The organism is Ruegeria sp. C2 (assembly GCF_056537765.1).
This window is the reverse complement of the sequence record NZ_JBQFRZ010000005.1, coordinates 75103-94046: the sequence shown is the minus strand read 5'-3', so window position 1 is coordinate 94046 and position 18944 is coordinate 75103. Positions and strand designations below refer to the sequence as shown.

Sequence of the window (18944 nt, the reverse complement as noted above, 5' to 3'; positions counted from 1 at the left end):
GATTGCGCACCCCGATTACCTCATCCGGACCTATATGACCGGCAAGTGTTAACGGGGTGTTAACTCAGATCTGAAACGGCTGGTTGGCGCCCGAGGGAACCGGCGTGTCACCGATCTGAGCGTCGATCAACTTGCGCGGCCAGACGACCTTGACAATTGCACCGCGCCGCTCGGGTTGATCCGTCAGGTTCTGATAAGGATCGGAGCCATTGGCGAAATAGAGCTGAGCCCCGCTGCGTTCCAACAGGGTTTTGGCGATGAACAGGCCCAGACCCATGCCTTCGTATTCGGGGCGGCTGCTGCGATCCGCCCGCCGCCGCCGCATGAAGGGATCGCCGATCCGTCCGATGATGTGAGACGGATACCCGCGCCCGTCATCCATGATGCAAACGGTGATCAGTTCCGAGGTCCATTCGGCCTCAACCCAAACAGTGTCACGTGCGAAGTCCACCGCATTCTGGATCAGGTTGCGCAGCCCGTGAATGATCTCGGGCTTGCGCAGGATCGAGGGTTGTTGCACGTCGCCGTCCAGCACCGGACCTTCGGCAAAATGCACCTCTTTGCCCCGGTTGATGTGAGGCTCCGCCGATTCATGGATGACTGTCGACAGGGGTGCCTGACGCAGATGCAGGTCGTCTTTGCCTGCCCGTCCCATGTCGCGCAGAATATCGCGACAGCGGTCGGCCTGTTCGCGGATCAGGGCGGCGTCTTCCTTGAGCTCCGGCCGGTCGTCAAGTTCTTCGATCAGCTCGGAGCTGGCCAGCTTGATCGTGGCCAAAGGTGTCCCCAGCTCATGCGCGGCAGCGGCCACCACACCACCCAGATCGGTCAGTTTCTGCTCCCGCGCCAGCGCCATATGCGTGGCCGAGAGCGCCTCGGACATCGATTGCACTTCGGAACTGATGCGGTGGGAATAGGCGCCGATGAACACGATGGCGATGATGATCGCGGCCCAGTTGCCGAACAGCAGGATATCGGGGATATCCAGAACCAGCCCTAGATTGGTGCGCAGGGGCAAGTGAAACTGCGCCAACAACGTGGTCAAAATCACGGCGACCCCGCCGATAATCAGGGTTGAGCGCGTGCTCATGACGCTTGCGGAAATCGTTACCGGACCAACCAGAAGCAGGGCAAATGGATTGTTCAGCCCACCGGTGAGATAGAGCAGGACCGACAGCTGCGACAGATCGAACAGCACCATCAGAAAGTTTTCGAACTCTGACAGGCGCTTGTTCTCTGGAAACAGTAAGATGGCTGTGAGGTTGCCCATTACCGAGACGCCGATGGCAAAGTAACACAAGCCAAGCTCCAGCTGGACGTGGTAGTATTGCTGGGCCACCGTTATCGCAGTGAACTGGCCGACGATCGCGACCCATCGCAACAGGATCAGTGTGCGCAAACGAATCCAGGTGCTGCGTTCTTGTCCGCGCCAGAGGCTGGTCTTGGAATCGGTCATCGGTCGATTATGTCCTATTGCGTCGGCTCCTCATGTTGATAGGAGTGCGGGCCGAACCGATCAACAACCTTCGCATCAGGATAGTCCCAATGATTCGTCTTTACGCCGTGCTCGCAGCTGTTGTTCTGGCCGTTGGCGTGGGTGCAATGTGGCTGCTGACACGCGGCGGATCGGATGACAAGTTCGCGCAGTGCCGCTCAAGCCAGATTGCAGGCGGAACGGCGGCGATCGGCGGCCCGTTCGAGCTGATCAACAGCAAGGGCGAAACCATAACCGACAAGGATGTGATCACCGAGCCCACATTGATTTATTTCGGCTATACTTTCTGCCCCGATGTCTGCCCCTTCGATATGTCCCGCAATGCCGAGGCCATCGATCTTCTGGCCGAGCGCGGGCTATCGGTAACGCCTTTGTTCATCTCGATCGATCCCGACCGCGACACGCCCGAGGTTGTAGGTGACTATGCCTTCAACCTGCATGAACGCATGATCGCGCTGACTGGATCGCCAGAACAGGTCAAGGCCGCCAGCAAGGCCTATAAGACCTACTACAAGGCTCAGGACAAAAGCGACGAGTATTATCTGGTCGATCATTCCACCTTCACCTATCTGGTTACGCCCGAGGATGGATTCCTTGAATTCTTCAAGCGCGATGACACGGCCGAGCAGATGGCGGACAAGGTGGGCTGTTTCATTGATCAGATCTAGCAGGCAACGGGTTGTTTGACCTTTGGGGTGGCGCTGCTATTACTCATGTTCAAGCCAAAGGCATGAAATAGCGGAAAGACCAACATATGGCAGACAGTTCCCAGCTTGACATCGGCCCTGACAAATCGCTGCTCCTGGTAGATGATGACGAGCCGTTTCTGAGACGTCTGGCCAAAGCCATGGAAAAGCGCGGTTTTGAGGTTGAAACCGCCGGTTCCGTTGCCGCAGGCCGCGCCATATCCACCGCACGCCCGCCTGCCTATGCAGTTGTCGACTTGCGCCTGGAAGACGGCAATGGCTTGGACGTCGTCGAAGTGCTACGCGAGAAACGCCCTGACAGCCGGGTTGTGGTTCTGACCGGTTACGGCGCGATCGCCACTGCGGTCGCAGCGGTCAAGATCGGCGCAACGGATTATTTGTCAAAACCCGCTGACGCCACTGATATCACCAACGCATTGCTGGCCAAGGGCGACGAACTGCCCCCACCGCCGGAAAACCCCATGAGCGCGGATCGCGTGCGCTGGGAGCATATCCAGCGGGTCTATGAGCTGTGTGATCGGAATGTTTCTGAGACGGCGCGGCGCCTGAACATGCACCGCCGGACGTTGCAGCGGATTTTGGCGAAGCGTAGTCCTCGCTAAGTGTCAGTCACCGCTTCGTGATTTGCTAACTCGGGCTTTGTTTTCGAGTGTCCGCGTCGAAACATAAAACAACGCAGGAAACTCGAAAATGATTGGCTATGTAACCATTGGCGTCTCGGACATGGAGCGCGCCAAGAAGTTTTATACTGATTTACTCTCGGACCGGGATGCCAAGGTGACGTTCGATGCAGGGCGCATTGCATTTATCGGCAATGAACCCGGTGCGCCAATGTTGGCCGTATGTGAACCCTACGATGGTGCGGCCTGTGCGCCGGGCAACGGCACGATGGTGGCCTTTCCTGCAGACTCAAAAGAACACGCTCAATCATTGTATGAAAAGGCAATCAGCTTGGGTGCTACCGACGAAGGTGAACCCGGTCAGCGCGTTCCGGACGTGTTCTACGGGGCTTATGCTCGCGATGCAGACGGCAACAAGCTATGTTTCTACGTCTTTGGCTAAATCTGTTTTAGCAGAGACTGATGTCGATCCGTATACGCCCGTCGCACTTCGACCGGCGGGCGTAATTTTATCTCCAAACCCTCCATCACTGCTTTATCAGGTCGACCAAAAAAATTCGTCGCCTCCGTCTCGGAAAAACCCGCGATCTGCGTTGCCTCCATCCAGGCGCTGATCTTGTCGGCCTTTTTGATCTGCCGTTTTACCGTCTTCGGCACCTCGGCCGGTAACCCGAACCGGATGTGGATTGCTGCCGCCAGACGGTCATCCAGCGCGCCGTAATCCGGGCCGACGGCGGATTTGACGGGGGAGATCATGTCTCCGATCACATATTCCGGCGCATCGTGTAACAGGGCCGCCAGTCGCCATTTCACCGGCGCTTTCGGCGCGATACGGCCAAAAAGCTCTTCGACCAGCAGGGAATGTTCGGCCACGGAATAGGCGAAATCACCCGCCGTTTGACCGTTCCAGCGCGCCACAAAGGCAAGTCCATGGGCGATATCCTCAATCTCGATATCCACCGGTGTGGGGTCCAGCAGGTCCAGCCTGCGGCCCGACAGCATTCTCTGCCATGCGCGGGGTTGTGTTGCCATTCTGCCATGCCTTGTGAAGTGGGACACATTAAAATCGTATTTTTCTGCTATGATGTACTTGTCAGGATCACCAGCTGCCAACGTTTTCTTGAGCATTCGTGCTTTGAAACCGAACCAACCGATCCCGACATCAAGGACTGAGGGGGGTGCTGACTCCTTTCAGTTGCGCCCCTCTCGAAACGAAACACGTATCGAAAGGAGCTTGCTATGTTCAAGCGTTTGTTTGCAATCGCCCTGACCTTTGGAATGGCTGCCACCGCGCCGCCCGTTTTTGCCCAGAATAACTGTGCCGATCGAGAGCAGCTGATTTCCAAGCTGCAGGACAACTATGCCGAAGAACTTGCCTTTGGTGGTCTGCAGAAATCTCGGGGCGCGCAGTCGGTGATGGAGGTCTGGACCTCGAAGGAAACGGGAAGTTACACCGTTCTGGTCACGCAACCCAATGGCATAAGTTGTATCGTTGCCGTTGGCACGGATTTTTTCCAAGCGATCCCGAAGATCAAGGTCGAGGGTACGCCGAGCTGATTTTCAAGGCGTAGATTCCCGTTTCCGGCCATCCACATTGCCTCCTGTCCCAAGGAATGCTAGGGGCAACCCGGACCGAGATTTACCGGAGTGGAGAACCTGATGGCCGGGGACTATATCGTTAAGGACATTTCATTGGCGGGCTTTGGCCGCAAAGAACTGGATATCGCTGAAACGGAAATGCCGGGGCTGATGGCCCTGCGCGCCGAATACGGTGACAGTAAACCGCTGAGCGGTGCTCGGATTGTGGGCTCGCTGCACATGACCATTCAGACGGCGGTTCTGATCGAAACGCTGGTCGCGCTGGGCGCGGATGTACGCTGGGCGTCGTGCAACATCTTCTCGACACAGGATCACGCAGCTGCGGCGATTGCCGAGGCGGGTATTCCGGTATTCGCGATCAAGGGTCAGACGCTGGAAGAGCACTGGGACTATCTGGACAAGTCCTTCCTGTTCGAAGATGGCCCGAACATGATCCTCGATGATGGCGGCGACGCAACGCTATACATCCTGCTGGGTGCTCGCGCCGAAGCCGGTGAGGACATTATTCCGGTTCCCGGTTCGGAAGAGGAAGAGGTGATCAAGAAGCAGATCGCCAAGCGTATGGCGGCTTCGCCCGGTTGGTTCACCAAGATGCGTGATCAGATCCAAGGCGTGTCTGAGGAAACCACCACCGGTGTGAATCGTCTGTATCAACTGGTGAAAGACGGCCACCTGCCGTTCCCGGCGATCAACGTGAACGACTCGGTCACCAAGTCGAAATTTGACAATAAATACGGCTGTAAAGAATCGCTGGTCGACGGTATCCGCCGCGCCACTGACACCATGCTGGCGGGCAAAGTTGCCGTGGTCTGCGGTTATGGCGACGTGGGCAAAGGCTCGGCCGCTTCGCTGTCCGGTGCCGGCGCGCGTGTGAAAGTGACAGAGGTCGACCCGATCTGCGCGCTGCAGGCTGCGATGGACGGCTATGAAGTGACATTGCTGGAAGATGAAGTTGCAACCGCGGATGTGTTTATCACTACCACCGGTAACAAGGACGTGATCCGCATCGAGCATATGCGCGCGATGAAGGACATGGCCATCGTCGGCAATATCGGCCATTTCGACAATGAAATTCAGGTGGCCAGCCTGAAGAACCACAAATGGACCAACATCAAGGAACAGGTGGACATGATCGAGATGCCCTCGGGCAACCGTATCATCCTGCTGTCCGAAGGCCGCCTGCTGAACCTCGGTAACGCCACCGGTCACCCGTCTTTCGTTATGTCTGCGTCCTTCACCAATCAGGTTCTGGCGCAGATCGAGCTGTTCACCAAGGGCGACCAGTACGAAAACAAGGTCTATATCTTGCCCAAGCATCTGGACGAGAAAGTGGCCCGCCTGCATCTGGACCGCATCGGTGTGAAACTGACCAAGATGGACAACGAACAGGCGGCTTACATCGGTGTTGCACCGGAAGGCCCTTACAAGCCTGAGCACTACCGCTACTGATTGCTGGTCCGGGTATGACCGAACCTTCTGGACGCCGCCGGGTTTTTCATCTGGCGGCGTCCTTTTTTTCTCTTCTTGTTTTTCTGTTTGTCTTCGGTGCGGGTGGTTACTGGCTATTGGCGCATCCTCAGTCTCCAGTGCCGGTGCACTGGAATCCGTTGCGCGATCTGAGCGTGAAAGCCCCGGTGACGCCAATCACGGCACTACAGCTGCGCAGAGCCCTGGCGGATGAAACGCAATGTCGACTGGCTATGACTCAGGCCGATGTTGCGTTCACCGAGATGGAGGATCTGGTCGTCGATCAGAATTGCGGTATCGCTGGACGAGGTCGGCTGTCGGGCCTGGTTAGCGCCGACGTCAGGGCGGTCGAGACACGCTGCACCACCGCCTTGCGATTGACTATGTGGGAACACCACGTCGTGCAGCCCGCCGCGCGGGATATTCTGGGCACTGATGCACGCGCCTTACGCCATATCGGCAGCTATAATTGCCGGCGGATGCGCACCGCGCGAGGTGCAAACAATGGATGGAGCAGTCATGCGACCGCAGATTCGATTGACATCGTGGGCGTGGAACTGGGCGATGGGCGAACCCTTAGCCTGATTGACGATTGGTCCACACCCGGCCCCGAGGCTGACTTTCTTCATCAGATCGGGCGCGGCGCATGCGATTGGTTTCGCGTTGTTCTGGGCCCGAATTTCAACCGCTTGCATGCAGATCATTTCCACTTGCAAGGACCCGGTTGGGGCTATTGCCGATAGGTGTTCCGGCCCCGCCAAACAGGGTCGGGAAAAGGGTCGGCGACCACTGACTGCTTGAAGCGGGCGGTCTTGTTGGATTTCTTGCGAGGATTCCTCTCCATTGTTCGGAACAGGTGAGCGGAGTATGGATACACTCTTCTGCATCGACACGAACATGCGTCCATCGGGTCCGATCGCCAAATCACCCGAGGGCGCCGATTTTTCGAATTCAAGACAGGTTTCCAGCTCGGTGGCAGAGTGATTCCGCTTACGGGGAATGTGCGGAATTTTTCCCTTTGTGTGAGCATATCTTCTGGCTAGGCTGCCTGCATCTGTTTCTAGGATATGAAAATAACACCACAACATCTGTACTACGGGAGAGTGCTTAATGGGAAAACGCGACGAGCTGATCGCCAAGTATGCCGAGGATCTGAAATCCAAATGCGGCATGGATGCCGATATGGACTTGCTGACCAAGGTGACCATTGGCTGTGGTCCGGCCATTTATGACGCTGATGCTTCGACGGTGGCGGCCAGTCAGGAAAGCGAGCTTGAGACGGTCAAGAACAACTTCCTGGTCAAAAAGCTGGGTCTGGCTGATGGCCCTGAGCTGATGGAAGCGATCAACAAGGTTCTGGAAACCTATGGCATGTCCGAGCGGAACAAATACCGCGCCGTCGTTTATTACATGCTGACCAAGCATTTCGGCAAAGAATCGGTCTACGGCTGATCCCGGTACCAAGCCTGCAACGCCCGTCGAAACACGGCGGGCGTTTTGCATTTGAGATTTAATTTAAGGACTTGGCGTTTGAAACAACCGCCGGAATTCGGTTAGGGTCAGGTCGTGACCAGGACGGTCAGAACCAGATAATTCTATACACGTGTGGTGAGTTGGGAGCACGTGGGGTAGGGAAGGTTCTGCGTTGTCAGGGCCTTCCCTTTAATCCGATTTCGTCTCGCCCATGGCGCAGATCAACGCCCATTCTTCATCAGCAACGGGTTGCACAGACAGGCGCGAATTCTTGACCAGAACCATGTCATCCAGCCGTCCTTCTGCCTTGATCTGATCCAATGTGATATGCGTGGTGAAAGGGCGAACGGCCTTGATATCCACGCATTCCCAGCGCTCATCATCGGTGGTGCTGTCGGGATGGGCTTCGGAACAGACCTCAACGATGCCGACAATCGCCTTGTCCTTTTGCGAATGATAAAAGAACCCACGGTCCCCGACTTTCATCTGCCGCATGAAATTACGCGCCTGATAGTTGCGGACGCCATCCCATTCCTCGCCCGCATCCCCTTTGTCGACCTGCTGATCCCAGCTCCAGGTCGAGGGTTCGGATTTGAACAGCCAATATGCCATCAGCCGATCACCCGCTTCCATTGGATTAGCTCGACCGAGTCGAACAGTCCGGCCAGCGCATAGGGATCGTTGCGCGCCCACTCCTGCGCTTCGGCCATGTCTTCGACATCCAGAACGATCAGAGAGCCAATCATGGCTTCCCCATCCAGCAACGGACCAGCCTGTGCTACCACGCCGGTCTCTTCGAGATAGGCCAGGTGTGCGGGACGGTTATCCAGCCGGGTTTGCAGAGCGCCGGGTTTGTCACGGGCGATCAGAGCGATGAGCATCTTATTCCTCCTTGAGTGGGCGACCCAGCAGGGCCTGAATCGCGTCGGTCACACTGTAGGCACCGCTGCTGAGTTTCGCCACCGTTGTGCTGATGGGCATATCCAGCCCTTCGGATGCGGCGATATCAGACATGGCTTGCGCGGTGGCGACGCCTTCGACGGTCGTTGCGCTGTCAAACGGCTGATTTAGACCCAAACATAGGCCAAAACGGTAATTTCTGGACAATTCGGACGAACAGGTCAGGACCAGATCACCCAGCCCGGACAGTCCCATCAATGTTTCTGGCTGCGCACCGCGCAGGGCCGCAAAGCGCTGCATCTCGGCGAACCCGCGCGTGATGAGCGCGGCGCGGGCGCTGTCGCCCAACCCGGCTCCAATCGCGGCTCCGCAGCCGATCGCCATAACGTTCTTCAACGCGCCGCCAAGCTCGGCCCCGACCGTATCTGACGTGCGATAAAGGCGCAGGTTCGCGGTTGTCAGCTCTTGCTGAAGGGAGGTGCCCAGTGCAGCATCTGCGCAGGCAAGCGTCAACGCGGTCGGCAGCCCTCGGGCAATATCGTCAGCAAAACTGGGCCCGGTCAGAAGCGCGGGATGCGCATCGGGGATTGTCTGCGCGATGACTGAGATCGGCCCAAGACCTGAAGACTGCTCAATCCCTTTGCAACAGGCCACGATAGTCTTGCCCGGCAGTAAAGCTGCGTGATCTCGCAGTGCCCCGCGCAGCTTTTGCATCGGAACGGTCATCAGCAGGACGTCACTTTGTGCCACAACCTGTATGTCTGATGTCACACGGATCGCATCCGGAAGAGAGACGCCCGGTAGCCGGGCAGCGTTCTCGCGATTTGCCGCCATCGACCGCGCATGTTCCGCGTCACGCGCCCACAGGGTGACAGGCCCGTTTCCCGCGAGTGAGATCGCCAGAGCAGTCCCAAACGCCCCCGATCCCAATACAGAAACGCTCATGCCTTCGCCCCTTTCTTTCCGCTGCCCAGCATTGCCGGGCTGGTCTGGTCCAGCGGCCAGCGAGGGCGGGCGGTCAGGTCCAACCCATCCTGTGCGCCGGCGCGGAAACGCTCCAGACCTGCATAGGCAATCATCGCAGCGTTATCCGTACACAGGGCAAGCGGCGGGGCCGTAAATCGGGCGCCACAGTCTTGTGAAACAGTCTCTAACGCTGCACGAATTGCTGTATTTGCCGCTACACCCCCGGCCACTGTGATGACTGACTCCAAAGGGGTGGCCTCGAGGTAGAGCGAAATTGCACGCCGGGTTTTTTCGGCCAGCGTATCCACTATGGCCTGCTGAAATCCCGCGCACAGATCGGCGCGGTCTTGCCGGGTGAGGCCTCCCTTCTCGGCCACGATCTGATCACGCATCCGCATCAGCGCGGTCTTTAGCCCGGAAAACGACAGATCGCATCCGGGTCGATCCAGCAAAGGCCGTGGGAATCGAAATCGCCTGGGATCTCCGGTGCGGGCTTCGGCCTCGACCGATGGTCCGCCGGGTTGGGGTAGCCCCAACAGGCGCGCTGTCTTATCGAAGGCCTCACCGGGCGCATCGTCTATCGTTCCGCCCAATCGCGTGAACCGGTCCGACCCATGGGCGATTAGGTATTGGCAATGCCCGCCCGAGACCAACAGCATCAGGTAGGGGAACGCAATTCCGTCGGTCAGGCGAGGGGTCAAAGCGTGGCCAGCCAGATGATTCACTCCGATCAACGGCAGCCCGGTTGCGGCGCTCAGACCTTTGGCGCACATGACGCCGGACATGACCCCTCCGATAAGGCCGGGGCCGGCAGTGACGGCGATGGCATCGAGATCACCAAGGCCAATATTGGCCTGCGTTAGAGCCTGTTTAACACAGATATCCAGCTTTTCCACATGCGCCCGCGCCGCGATCTCGGGCACGACGCCCCCATAGGCGCTGTGCAGATCGGTTTGACCATGTACCACGGATGACAGGATCTGAGGCAGCGCGCCTTCACCGTGGCGCACGACGGCTGCGGCTGTGTCATCGCAGCTGCTTTCCAGCCCGAGGACTGTAAGTGTTTGCACCATTGGCCCGATCCGTTGCATCATGATTGGCAAGCGGGGTATCACCCTGCGCGGATGCAAACAATCCCAAGGCCGAAGGCGCCGATAGTTGTATTTGTTGATGACCCGCCCGCGTGCCGCCTCTGACAGGTTCGTCGCGCAGCTACCGGACCGCGTCAGATCGCAGGTCTCGGTTCTTGTTTCCCCACTGTTGGAGATCAGACCCATGGCCGTCCCGGTAAAGACGGACGGTATCGGCGGATTGATCTTTACCTCGGCCAACGGAGTCAACGCAGCGGCCGCGCTGGGCGTAGATCGAGACCTGCCCGCGTGGTGCGTGGGTCCGTCAACCACAGAAGCGGCGAAAACCGCAGGTTGGATGGCCCAGATGGTGGGCGCAACTGCTGAAGAGTTGGTCGCGGGCCTGTTACGCCTCAGACCTGGCAGCCCATTGTTGCATCTGCGCGGAGAACACAGCCGCGGCAATATTGCTGAACGGTTGACCGGTTCTGGCCTGACCACGCGTGAACAGCCGGTTTACCAGCAACATTTGTTGCCGCTGAGCGATGAGGCGTCTTTAGCGGCTGAAGGCAACCAACCGGTTATTGCCCCTCTTTTTTCACCCCGCTCGGCGCGACATTTTGCCGAGGTTTGGGCCGGGACTGCGCCTTTGTGGTTGGCTGCAATCAGCGATGCAACGGCGGAACCCCTTAATTCCTTGGCTTTCGAGAGGTTGAGGATCGCGAATGAACCGACTCCGGACCAAATGCAGAAAGCCGTTAAAAAACTTGTGAAACATGCGATGCGGGTTGAGAGCGCGCCGGGTGCAGATTAACTTGGTCTGGTCTGTTGTTCATGTGTTTTTGGAATCGATAAGGGGAATAAGGCGGTGGCTGATAAGAAAAAACCCGATCAGGAACCGGTCGAAGACCCCAAAGTTGAAGAGGTGGCAGGGGCCACCGAGGCCGAAAGCACTGCCGTTTCGGATGAGAAGTCTGTTGACGCGCAAGAGGCTGCAGATGAGGTAACTTCCGAAGCCGAAGCCGAAGCCGAAGCCGAAGCCGAAGCCGAAGCCGAAGCCGAAGCCGAAGCCGAAGCCGAAGCCGAAGCCGAAGCCGAAGCCGTCGAAACGACTGCGTCCCCAGAAGAAACCGCGCAAGAGAAAGTGATCGAACGCACCGTAGAAAAGCGCGGTGGGTTTGTGCCGGCTTTGCTGGGTGGTGTCGTTGCTGCCGGGATCGGATTTGCCGTGGGTAGCAGTGGGTTTTCTTCTCAGGGGACCGACAGCGCGGATGCAATTGCCGCACTTGAATCGAAGTTGACGGATCAATCGGATCAGATCACCAAGCTGACTGAATCTCTGAGCGACGGCCCGGATGTCTCGGCCCTGACCGATCAGATCAAAGCGCTTTCAGACAAGCTTGCGCCCGTTGAAACGGATCTGAGTTCGGTGAAATCCAGCGTTGATACGCTGGCGGGGCAGGTCAAACCGTTGGGAGACCGCCTCTCAGCGCTTGAAGCGAATCCGATTGAGGCGGGCGTTTCGCCTGAAACCGCCGCTGCTTTTGAGGCTGAACTGAAAAAACTGCAGGATTCGCTGGCCGCGCAACGCAGCGAAGTTGAGAAGATGGTGTCTGATGCGCAGGCGCTTGAAGCCAAAGCCTCGGCTGAGGCGCGCGCAGCGACCAATGCCGCGATCCTGTCGCGATTGCATGGCCAGTTGGATGCGGGTCAGCCGTACACAGAATTGGTTACCGAATTAAAGGCCGGTGGTGTTGATGTGCCGGATGCTTTGGTCGGTTCTGCGGATAACGGCGTCGAGACGATCTCAGCCTTGCGCGCCTCTTTTGCTCCGGCGGCGCGGACGGCATTGGCGGAAGCGCGGGACGCGAATAAGGGCACTGGCCTGGTCGCATTCCTGCAGCGTCAAACCGGCGCGCGCTCGGTCACCCCGCAAGAAGGCGACGATCCGGATGCAGTCCTGTCGCGCGCTCAGGCGGCGCTGTCGGATGGTGATTTGTCCAAGGTGCTGAGCGAATTGAACTCTTTGCCCGAAGCGGCGCAGACCGCGTTGGCGGATTGGGCGCAGGCGGCACAAACGCGGCTCTCGGCTGTTGAGGCTGCAAATACGCTGGCTTCAAGCCTGAACTCGAACTGAAGGACCTGCCATGCTGTGGTCATTGTTAAAGATCCTTGTTTTTGTTGCGATTATCGGTCTGCTGGCCATAGGTGCAGGGTACCTGATGGAAACCAGTGGTGGGGTGCAGATCACCGTCGCGGGCACCGAATACACGCTGGGGCCGCTGCAATCGGTGATCGCGCTGGGCGTGCTGGTGTTTGCGGTGTGGCTGTTCTTCAAGCTGCTGACGCTGTTGATTGCGACGCTGAAATTCCTCAACGGCGATGAAACAGCCCTGTCGCGGTATTTCGACCGCAGCCGCGAGCAGCGCGGGTATCAGGCGCTGGCGGATGGGCTGATGGCGCTGGCCTCGGGCGAAGGGCGCACAGCGATGACCAAGGCCAGCAAGGCCGAGAAGTTGTTGAATAAGCCTGAGCTGACCAACCTTCTGGTGGCGCAGGCCGCCGAGATGACGGGTGATACCAAGAAGGCGGAAGAGACTTACAAGAAGTTGGTGACCAATAATGCTACGCGGTTCGTGGGTGTGCGCGGGATCATGAAGCAAAAGCTGGCTTCGGGTGATGATGACACCGCGCGCAAGCTGGCCGAAAAGGCGCTGGCGCTGAAACCGCGCCATGAGGAAACGCAAGATATCTTGTTGAACCTGCAGACCAAGGCGCAGGATTGGGCCGGGGCGCGGTCGACTTTGACCTCCAAGCTGAAGGCGGGTCACCTGCCGCGTGACGTGTTCAAACGGCGTGATGCGGTTCTGGCCCTGTCCGAGGCCAAAGAGATTTTGGCAGACGGGGCGACGGTCGAACAGCAGGAACACGCGATTGAGGCCAACCGCCTGTCACCCGATCTGGTGCCCGCTGCCGCGATGGCGGCGCGGGCCTATATCGAAAAGGGCAAGGCGCGGGCTGCAACCAAGATTCTGAAAAAAGCGTGGGAGGTGCAGCCGCACCCCGATCTTGCCCATGCCTTTGCTGAAATCGCACCCGAAGAAACGCCGGAACAACGGATCAAGCGGTTTACCGCGCTGACGCGCATCCACCCGGAAAACATGGAAACCCGCCTGATCCTGGCCGAGCTGAACATCGTGGCCGAGGATTTCCCCGAAGCGCGTCGCGCGCTGGGTGATGTGGTTGAAAAGCAGGGCGATGCGCGCGCTTACACGCTGATGGCGGCCATTGAGCGGGGTGAGGGTGCCTCGGACGCGGTGGTGCAGGGCTGGCTGGCCAAAGCGCTGAATGCGCCACGCGGGCCGCAATGGGTTTGTGACAACTGCCATGACATTCAGCCTGAATGGGGTCCGGTCTGCCAAAACTGCGGCAGCTTCGATACGCTCAGCTGGCAAACGCCCCAGACGCCCGAGATCGCAAGCGCGACTGGTGTGCATATGCTGCCGCTGATCGTGGGCGCGCTGGAGGATCAGTCTGAGGCCGAAGAAGAACCGGAAGCCGAAGCGCCCGAGGCGGAAGAGGTGATTGAGGTCAGCGCCGAACCGGTTGAAGTTGAGGAAGAGAAACGAGCTTAGCGGTTTGCGCTAGGAGGTTTCGCCCATATAGGTCCAGCGGTATTTAGGCGGGGTGGGTCCTTTGCTGCGCCCACCTTGCTGCATCTGCTCCCATGCATGCGCCAGGATTCCGACCGAACGTGACAGGCAGAACAGACCGCGCGCAAGGGGCGGGGCAAAACCCAGCTCGGCATAGATTACGGCGGTGGCTCCATCGATATTCATCGGAACCGGCTTGCCTTTTTGCCGCCAAAGCGCAGTTTCCACAGCGCGCCCGATTTTCATGTATCGCCCTTCACAAGCTTCTGCTTCGACGGCTTGTTCGACCAATTCCATCAGTTTTGGCGCGCGCGGGTCGGTCGGAGTGTGAAACCTGTGGCCAAAGCCGGGCAGAATCTTTCCGTTAAGCGCGATCCAGTCATCCAACGCGGTATCTAGGTTCTCGGAGTGGGTGTCTATGAAATGATATAGCTCGACCGCTTGCTCTCCGGCCCCGCCATGGACGTCGCCCAACATATTGACTGCGCTGGCCATGGCGTTGTTCAGAGGTAGGCCGCAGGTCACCGCCATCCGCGCGGTCGCGATTGAGGGGGCTTGCGGGCCGTGATCCACGGCTGCGACCAAAGCTGCTTCGAACAATCGTGTCTGTGCGGATGTTGGCCTGTCACCACGCACCATCAGCCAGATCATTTCTGCGAAGCCAACTGTGCCGATCAGGTTTTCAATCGGCTGGCCACGCAACGCGATACGCCCGGGTTCCATATCAATGATGGCCGTCTGCCACCAATCGGCCACGTCACTCATATAATTCCCTCTTTCTGCAGGGCGTCGATTTCGGCGTCTGACAAGCCCAGCTCGGACCAGATTGCAGCGTTGTCGGCACCAAGCACGGGTGGGGCGGTCCGGGGCATCTTGCGCGCGCCATCCATGACCACTGGACTGCCCGCCAGACGCATGTTTTCACCGTAAGCCGAGAGAGTTCCGATCAACGCCCGGCCCTCCATTTGATCATCCGACAGAGCCTCAGGCACCGTCAAAACCTGCCCTGCAGGTACGCCGAGCGTGTTCAATTCGCGAACCCAATCTGTGGCCGGTCGGGTGATCAACGTGCGTTCGAGCTCTTGCCGAAGGGCATGACGGCTTTGTTTGCGATCTTCGCGAGTCTGATAGTCGGGATGGGTTAGCAAATCCTCTCGGCTTAGATGTCTCGCCAACGCCTGCCATTGTTCATCCCGATTGGCCGCGATGTTGATCGGGCTGTCGGATGTGGCGAAGGTTCCTGACGGTGCTGAGGTCGTGTTTTCGTTGCCATGGGCACCCGGCTGAACACCCCCCAAAAGATAGTTCGAAACAACCCATCCCATTGTCGAAACAACAGCCTCGGTCATGGCAACATCGAGAAACGCCCCGCGTGGATTGGCGTTCAAGGCCGCGCTGATGGCAAAGGCTGCAGTCAATCCGCCTACGGTATCTGCCAGAGGATAGCCGACGCGATAAGGCGCTGTATCGGGCGCACCGGTGATGGACATGACACCGCTGAGGCCCTGAACAATCTGATCATAGGCCGGATCGTTACGGCGTGGACCGTTCTGACCGAACCCGCTGATCGCGCAATAGATCAGGTTGGGATTTTCAGCGCGCAAGACCTCATAACCCAGCCCCAGCCGGTCCATCACGCCGGGGCGAAAGTTCTCAACCAAAACGTCTGCGGTTTGAATTAGCCTTTTAAGCAACGCCTTTCCCTGCTCGGCCTTCATGTCCAGCGTGACAGACTTCTTGTCGGCGTTCTGTGCCAGAAAGCTGATGCCCATTCCGGCCTTGTTCCGGTCGGGATCCGCGCCCAGCACGCGGGCCAGATCACCGGTGCCGGGGCGTTCAACCTTGATGACCTCGGCCCCCATCAGCGCTAGTTGATAGCAACAATAGGGGCCCGCCAGAACATTAGTCAGGTCAAGGACGCGGACCCCTGAGAGTGGCTCAGTCGCCATCGGCCACGCCTGCCGCCCGCGCCTTTGCTCGACGTGCGCGGTAGCTTGGCAGCAAGACCAACAGCACGGCGATGACCAGCAGGCCCAGCGTCATCGGGCGTTCCCAAATGAAGGCGATACCGTCGTAGAGCTGCATGGAACGCGCGAAATTATCCTCCATCATACCGCCGAGGATGAAGCCGATCAGCAAGGGAGCAAGTGGATAGTCTGCAAACTTCAGTGCCGTGGCACAGACCCCGAACCCGACCAGTATCAGCAGTTCTGTGGCGTTGTTCTGCCCGATATAGGCCCCCATCAAAGTGAAGAACAGGATGAACGGGATCAGATAGTTGCGCGGAACGGCGAGCACCTTGGCGATGTAGGGGATCAGCGGCAGGTTCAGGATCAGCAGGACGAGGTTGCCGATGAACATCGACATGATGACCGCCCAGAAGATCTGCGGCTCATCGATCATCAGGCGCGGACCCGGTGTAACGTTCAGGGCGATCAGCGCGCCAAGCAAGATGGCGGTGGTTCCCGATCCAGGAATGCCCAGTGTCAGCAGCGGTACGAATGAACCGGTACAAGCCGCGTTATTTGCCGCTTCAGGCGCTGCAAGCCCCTTGATTGAGCCTTTTCCAAACTCTTCCTGCTCTTCTTTCGGAGCGATGTTTCGTTCGACCGCATAGCCGAGGAAGCTCGCGATAGTCGCCCCCGCGCCTGGCAGGACTCCGATAAAGAAACCCTGTGTGGATTGGCGACCAATGACCGGGGCGATGGCCTTTGCTTCGTCTTTCGTAATGCGCAGGTCTTTGATTTCGCCATCATCGCCTTGCAAGTCTTTGGGTTTGAGGACGAGGAAAAGGGCCTCGGGCAAGGCGAACATCGCCATGGCCAGTGTGATGAAACCAAAACCGGATTGCAGGTCCATAATCCCCATGGTGAAGCGCGGTAGGTTGAACAGTGCTCCCTCGCCAACGGTCGCCATGATCAAACCAAGAATGGTCATGATAAGCGCCTTTGCTACCTGGCCAGAGCCTGCGAAGGCGGCAATGGCAGACAGGCCGACAACCATCAGCGCAAAATACTCGGCAGAGTGAAACAACAGTGCGACCGAAGACAGAGCTGGGGCGAACACCATCAGTAGGATCGCACCCAATGTACCACCGGCGAAACTGGCAATCGCAGCGATGGTCAGCGCTTTACCAGCCTTGCCTTGTCGCGCCATAGGATAGCCGTCAAAGCTTGAGGCCACCGTGCCCGCGACCCCCGGCGCGTTCAGCAGAATGGACGAAGTTGAGCCCCCGAAAATCGCGCCATAATAGACGCCCGCCAAAAGGATCAGAGCAGCGGATGGGTCTCCCATCGAAATCGCGACGGGGATCATGATCGCGATGATCGACATCGGTCCCAGCCCGGGCAGCATGCCAATGAATGTGCCGATAAGGCAGCCCGCGACGACCATCAGCAGGTTTTGAAGCGAAAAGGCCGTTTGCAGGCCGATCAGAAGTCCTTCGAGCATGTCAGCCTCCCAACACGCCCGGCAGGGGGCGCATGTAAATTCCAAGAACTTCCTGAACCAGATACCAGACTGCTCCGGTTGCGATCAGAGCCACGGGCACCATGATGTGCCACTTGCGCTCGCCCAGAATATACGAGCCGAGGATCAGGAAGGCCGAGGTGGCGATCAGAAAGCCGACCGGGCGCAAACACAGCGCATAGACGACCATCAGCACCAGCAGCGAAATCGCCTGACCCAGATGGTATTCGCCCAGACGTCGGTAATCGATATCCGCCTCTTTCAGCTCGCTTTTTTCAAAGCCCAGCAGGATGATCGTCGAGGCGATGATCCCGAGGATGGACAGAACCTTGGGGAAGGTACTGGGCCAAATCGGGTTTCTTTGCATGAAAGGGGGCAAGCTGCCGTCCATCGTAAACCAGGCCGCATAACCGTAGGTTAAACAAATCCCAAGCAGAACAAGCGCGATCCAGCGATCCAGCGCCATGGTGTCCCCTCCCATTTTATTGTTGTGTGTTTTGGGGCAGAGCGGTGGCCCGCTCTGCCAAAGCCGCCTTTAGAGGAAGCCCAGTTTCTTCATCAGATCGCTGATCTGCTTTTCTTGGTCTTCAAGGAAGGCCGAAAAGTCGTCGCCTGAGTTATGGATGTTCACCCAACCATTCCGCGCGCGTACTTCTTCCCATTCGGGTGTGTCATACATCTTGGTGATGGCGTCCTGATAGGCAGCCAGCTTGTCCTCAGGCAGTCCGGGGGCTGCGAAGAAACCGCGCCAGTTAACGAAGGTGGTGTCGATCCCCTGTTCCTTCATGGTCTGTGCGTCCGGGGCGGCATCCACGCGCTCCTCGGCGGTGACGCCGATGATCTTCACCTCACCCTGATTGGCCAGATCGACAGCTTCCGAGAAGCCAGTCGACAATGCCGCGATCTCACCAGACAGCAGCGCCGCCATGGCTTTACCACCTGCATCATAGGGGATGTACTTGACGCCCAGCGCATCTTTGCCAGCCGCTTCCATCACCATGGCTGCCACCAGATGGTCCATGCCGCCCGGAACCGAACCGCCGCCGATTGCGGTAGCGCCCGGATCCGCATCATAGGCAGCCAGCAGGTCTGCCATTGAGTTGATCGGGCTGTCCTTACCGACCACGATGGCCGCATAGTCGCCAATGGTGCCTGACACCAGGGTCAGGTCGCGGAAGTTATGCGGGAATACACCCGTCAGCGACCGGATCACGATGGGCGTCGAGTTCACCATCAGGGTTCCGTGATTGCTTTCGGCGTTTTCGATCAGATAGCCGATGGCCTTACCGCCGCCGCCGCCCGACATGTTCTCGTAAGACGCGGTGCCGACAAGGCCCGCATTTGTCAGCGCCTCTCCGGTCCCGCGCGCGGTGCCGTCCCAGCCTCCGCCAGCGCCGCCGGGGATCAGAAAGTGGATGCTGTCCACAACCTGGTCCTGCGCCAGCACGGGGCCGGTCAGGCCGACTGCGGCCACAGCTGCGATCAGGGCGCGACGGCCCAGTTTGAATGTTGTCATGATGTCCTCC

General features: G+C 58.5%; 21 protein-coding genes. 10 read left to right on the top strand and 11 right to left on the bottom strand.

All coding sequences use genetic code 11. The features are described from left to right. Positions 1–64: 64 nt before the first annotated feature. Complete coding sequence (gene regB / locus ACR0IV_RS15625) at positions 65–1456, bottom strand: sensor histidine kinase RegB (RefSeq protein WP_480471306.1); 1392 nt, start codon at positions 1454–1456, stop codon at positions 65–67. 89 nt (positions 1457–1545) lie between these two features. Between regB and ACR0IV_RS15620 the strand changes: the two genes are divergently transcribed. The 3 genes from ACR0IV_RS15620 to ACR0IV_RS15610 all read left to right on the top strand — a co-directional run bounded on the left by ACR0IV_RS15620 (position 1546) and on the right by ACR0IV_RS15610 (position 3264). After that, the gene (locus ACR0IV_RS15620; protein WP_480660109.1) at positions 1546–2163 is read left to right on the top strand and encodes an SCO family protein; all 618 of its coding nucleotides are present in this window, start codon (positions 1546–1548) and stop codon (positions 2161–2163) included. A gap of 86 nt (positions 2164–2249) precedes the next feature. Continuing rightward, on the top strand, positions 2250–2804 hold the full coding sequence (locus ACR0IV_RS15615; protein WP_050604676.1) for an ActR/PrrA/RegA family redox response regulator transcription factor: 555 nt from the start codon (positions 2250–2252) through the stop codon (positions 2802–2804). Positions 2805–2892: 88 nt separating this feature from the next. Further along, positions 2893–3264, top strand: a complete 372-nt coding sequence (locus ACR0IV_RS15610; protein WP_480471304.1) for a VOC family protein — start codon at positions 2893–2895, stop codon at positions 3262–3264. On the opposite strand, the gene ACR0IV_RS15605 is transcribed toward ACR0IV_RS15610, so the two are convergent. Further along, complete coding sequence (locus tag ACR0IV_RS15605) at positions 3261–3854, bottom strand: HD domain-containing protein (protein ID WP_480660108.1); 594 nt, start codon at positions 3852–3854, stop codon at positions 3261–3263. The genes ACR0IV_RS15610 and ACR0IV_RS15605 overlap by 4 nt on opposite strands. A gap of 207 nt (positions 3855–4061) precedes the next feature. Here ACR0IV_RS15605 and ACR0IV_RS15600 point away from each other — a divergent pair, with 207 nt between their 5' ends. The 4 genes from ACR0IV_RS15600 (at position 4062) to ACR0IV_RS15585 (ending at position 7340) form a co-directional block, all read left to right on the top strand. Then, positions 4062–4379 carry a hypothetical protein gene (locus ACR0IV_RS15600; RefSeq protein ID WP_480471302.1) on the top strand — a complete coding sequence of 106 codons (318 nt, stop codon included), beginning with the start codon at positions 4062–4064 and terminating at the stop codon, positions 4377–4379. A gap of 102 nt (positions 4380–4481) precedes the next feature. Further along, positions 4482–5870, top strand: a complete 1389-nt coding sequence (gene ahcY / locus ACR0IV_RS15595) for an adenosylhomocysteinase (RefSeq protein WP_480660107.1) — start codon at positions 4482–4484, stop codon at positions 5868–5870. 14 nt (positions 5871–5884) lie between these two features. Next, positions 5885–6631 carry an extensin-like domain-containing protein gene (locus ACR0IV_RS15590; RefSeq protein ID WP_480660106.1) on the top strand — a complete coding sequence of 249 codons (747 nt, stop codon included), beginning with the start codon at positions 5885–5887 and terminating at the stop codon, positions 6629–6631. Between the two features lie 367 nt (positions 6632–6998). Further along, a complete protein-coding gene (locus ACR0IV_RS15585) occupies positions 6999–7340 on the top strand; it encodes a DUF2853 family protein (RefSeq protein WP_480660105.1) in 342 nt (113 codons plus the stop codon). A gap of 210 nt (positions 7341–7550) precedes the next feature. Here ACR0IV_RS15585 and ACR0IV_RS15580 read toward each other — a convergent pair whose 3' ends face one another. From ACR0IV_RS15580 to tsaD, 4 genes are read right to left on the bottom strand one after another with little or no spacing between them, the layout of a single operon-like run. After that, positions 7551–7973, bottom strand: a complete 423-nt coding sequence (locus ACR0IV_RS15580; protein WP_480471298.1) for an EVE domain-containing protein — start codon at positions 7971–7973, stop codon at positions 7551–7553. Next, on the bottom strand, positions 7973–8242 hold the full coding sequence (locus ACR0IV_RS15575; protein WP_480471297.1) for a YciI family protein: 270 nt from the start codon (positions 8240–8242) through the stop codon (positions 7973–7975). The genes ACR0IV_RS15580 and ACR0IV_RS15575 overlap by 1 nt, the downstream gene beginning before the upstream one ends. 1 nt (position 8243) lies before the next feature. Beyond that, complete coding sequence (locus ACR0IV_RS15570) at positions 8244–9206, bottom strand: NAD(P)H-dependent glycerol-3-phosphate dehydrogenase (RefSeq protein ID WP_480471296.1); 963 nt, start codon at positions 9204–9206, stop codon at positions 8244–8246. Next, positions 9203–10300 (bottom strand): tRNA (adenosine(37)-N6)-threonylcarbamoyltransferase complex transferase subunit TsaD, encoded by a 1098-nt coding sequence (tsaD, locus tag ACR0IV_RS15565; protein WP_480660104.1) that lies wholly within the window; start codon positions 10298–10300, stop codon positions 9203–9205. Before tsaD ends, ACR0IV_RS15570 begins: the two co-directional genes overlap by 4 nt. Positions 10301–10397: 97 nt before the next feature. Between tsaD and ACR0IV_RS15560 the strand changes: the two genes are divergently transcribed. Genes ACR0IV_RS15560 through ACR0IV_RS15550 form a run of 3 tightly spaced genes read left to right on the top strand, consistent with a single transcriptional unit; the run spans position 10398 to position 13932 of the window. After that, positions 10398–11111: a uroporphyrinogen-III synthase gene (locus ACR0IV_RS15560; RefSeq protein ID WP_480660103.1), complete on the top strand. Its 714-nt coding sequence runs from the start codon at positions 10398–10400 to the stop codon at positions 11109–11111. Between the two features lie 54 nt (positions 11112–11165). Continuing rightward, complete coding sequence (locus ACR0IV_RS15555; RefSeq protein ID WP_480734408.1) at positions 11166–12434, top strand: COG4223 family protein; 1269 nt, start codon at positions 11166–11168, stop codon at positions 12432–12434. 10 nt (positions 12435–12444) lie between these two features. Continuing rightward, entirely contained in the window at positions 12445–13932 is a 1488-nt protein-coding gene (locus ACR0IV_RS15550) for a heme biosynthesis HemY N-terminal domain-containing protein (protein ID WP_480660682.1), read from the top strand. 9 nt (positions 13933–13941) lie between these two features. On the opposite strand, the gene ACR0IV_RS15545 is transcribed toward ACR0IV_RS15550, so the two are convergent. The 5 genes from ACR0IV_RS15545 to ACR0IV_RS15525 form a co-directional block, all read right to left on the bottom strand. After that, positions 13942–14715 carry a citryl-CoA lyase gene (locus tag ACR0IV_RS15545; protein WP_480660680.1) on the bottom strand — a complete coding sequence of 258 codons (774 nt, stop codon included), beginning with the start codon at positions 14713–14715 and terminating at the stop codon, positions 13942–13944. After that, positions 14712–15899 carry a CaiB/BaiF CoA transferase family protein gene (locus tag ACR0IV_RS15540; RefSeq protein WP_480660678.1) on the bottom strand — a complete coding sequence of 396 codons (1188 nt, stop codon included), beginning with the start codon at positions 15897–15899 and terminating at the stop codon, positions 14712–14714. The genes ACR0IV_RS15545 and ACR0IV_RS15540 overlap by 4 nt, the downstream gene beginning before the upstream one ends. Next, positions 15889–17400 carry a tripartite tricarboxylate transporter permease gene (locus tag ACR0IV_RS15535; RefSeq protein ID WP_480471289.1) on the bottom strand — a complete coding sequence of 504 codons (1512 nt, stop codon included), beginning with the start codon at positions 17398–17400 and terminating at the stop codon, positions 15889–15891. The genes ACR0IV_RS15540 and ACR0IV_RS15535 overlap by 11 nt, the downstream gene beginning before the upstream one ends. Position 17401: 1 nt before the next feature. Beyond that, positions 17402–17884: a tripartite tricarboxylate transporter TctB family protein gene (locus ACR0IV_RS15530; protein ID WP_480660676.1), complete on the bottom strand. Its 483-nt coding sequence runs from the start codon at positions 17882–17884 to the stop codon at positions 17402–17404. Positions 17885–17953: 69 nt separating this feature from the next. After that, positions 17954–18934, bottom strand: a complete 981-nt coding sequence (locus ACR0IV_RS15525; protein ID WP_480660674.1) for a Bug family tripartite tricarboxylate transporter substrate binding protein — start codon at positions 18932–18934, stop codon at positions 17954–17956. Positions 18935–18944: the final 10 nt, after the last annotated feature.

Excerpts from the sequence above, each read along its gene's own strand:
- ACR0IV_RS15550 (WP_480660682.1), top strand. The coding sequence starts at position 12,445 with ATGCTGTGGTCATTGTTAAAGATCCTTGTTTTTGTTGCGATTATCGGT.
- ACR0IV_RS15605 (WP_480660108.1), bottom strand. The coding sequence starts at position 3,854 with ATGGCAACACAACCCCGCGCATGGCAGAGAATGCTGTCGGGCCGCAGG.
- ACR0IV_RS15545 (WP_480660680.1), bottom strand. The coding sequence starts at position 14,715 with ATGAGTGACGTGGCCGATTGGTGGCAGACGGCCATCATTGATATGGAA.
- ACR0IV_RS15575 (WP_480471297.1), bottom strand. The coding sequence starts at position 8,242 with ATGCTCATCGCTCTGATCGCCCGTGACAAACCCGGCGCTCTGCAAACC.
- ACR0IV_RS15590 (WP_480660106.1), top strand. The coding sequence starts at position 5,885 with ATGACCGAACCTTCTGGACGCCGCCGGGTTTTTCATCTGGCGGCGTCC.
- regB (WP_480471306.1), bottom strand. The coding sequence starts at position 1,456 with ATGACCGATTCCAAGACCAGCCTCTGGCGCGGACAAGAACGCAGCACC.
- ACR0IV_RS15540 (WP_480660678.1), bottom strand. The coding sequence starts at position 15,899 with ATGGCGACTGAGCCACTCTCAGGGGTCCGCGTCCTTGACCTGACTAAT.
- ACR0IV_RS15585 (WP_480660105.1), top strand. The coding sequence starts at position 6,999 with ATGGGAAAACGCGACGAGCTGATCGCCAAGTATGCCGAGGATCTGAAA.
- ACR0IV_RS15580 (WP_480471298.1), bottom strand. The coding sequence starts at position 7,973 with ATGGCATATTGGCTGTTCAAATCCGAACCCTCGACCTGGAGCTGGGAT.
- ACR0IV_RS15610 (WP_480471304.1), top strand. The coding sequence starts at position 2,893 with ATGATTGGCTATGTAACCATTGGCGTCTCGGACATGGAGCGCGCCAAG.
- ACR0IV_RS15570 (WP_480471296.1), bottom strand. The coding sequence starts at position 9,206 with ATGAGCGTTTCTGTATTGGGATCGGGGGCGTTTGGGACTGCTCTGGCG.
- ACR0IV_RS15525 (WP_480660674.1), bottom strand. The coding sequence starts at position 18,934 with ATGACAACATTCAAACTGGGCCGTCGCGCCCTGATCGCAGCTGTGGCC.
- ACR0IV_RS15535 (WP_480471289.1), bottom strand. The coding sequence starts at position 17,400 with ATGCTCGAAGGACTTCTGATCGGCCTGCAAACGGCCTTTTCGCTTCAA.
- ACR0IV_RS15560 (WP_480660103.1), top strand. The coding sequence starts at position 10,398 with ATGACCCGCCCGCGTGCCGCCTCTGACAGGTTCGTCGCGCAGCTACCG.
- ACR0IV_RS15620 (WP_480660109.1), top strand. The coding sequence starts at position 1,546 with ATGATTCGTCTTTACGCCGTGCTCGCAGCTGTTGTTCTGGCCGTTGGC.
- ACR0IV_RS15615 (WP_050604676.1), top strand. The coding sequence starts at position 2,250 with ATGGCAGACAGTTCCCAGCTTGACATCGGCCCTGACAAATCGCTGCTC.
- ACR0IV_RS15530 (WP_480660676.1), bottom strand. The coding sequence starts at position 17,884 with ATGGCGCTGGATCGCTGGATCGCGCTTGTTCTGCTTGGGATTTGTTTA.
- tsaD (WP_480660104.1), bottom strand. The coding sequence starts at position 10,300 with ATGGTGCAAACACTTACAGTCCTCGGGCTGGAAAGCAGCTGCGATGAC.
- ahcY (WP_480660107.1), top strand. The coding sequence starts at position 4,482 with ATGGCCGGGGACTATATCGTTAAGGACATTTCATTGGCGGGCTTTGGC.
- ACR0IV_RS15600 (WP_480471302.1), top strand. The coding sequence starts at position 4,062 with ATGTTCAAGCGTTTGTTTGCAATCGCCCTGACCTTTGGAATGGCTGCC.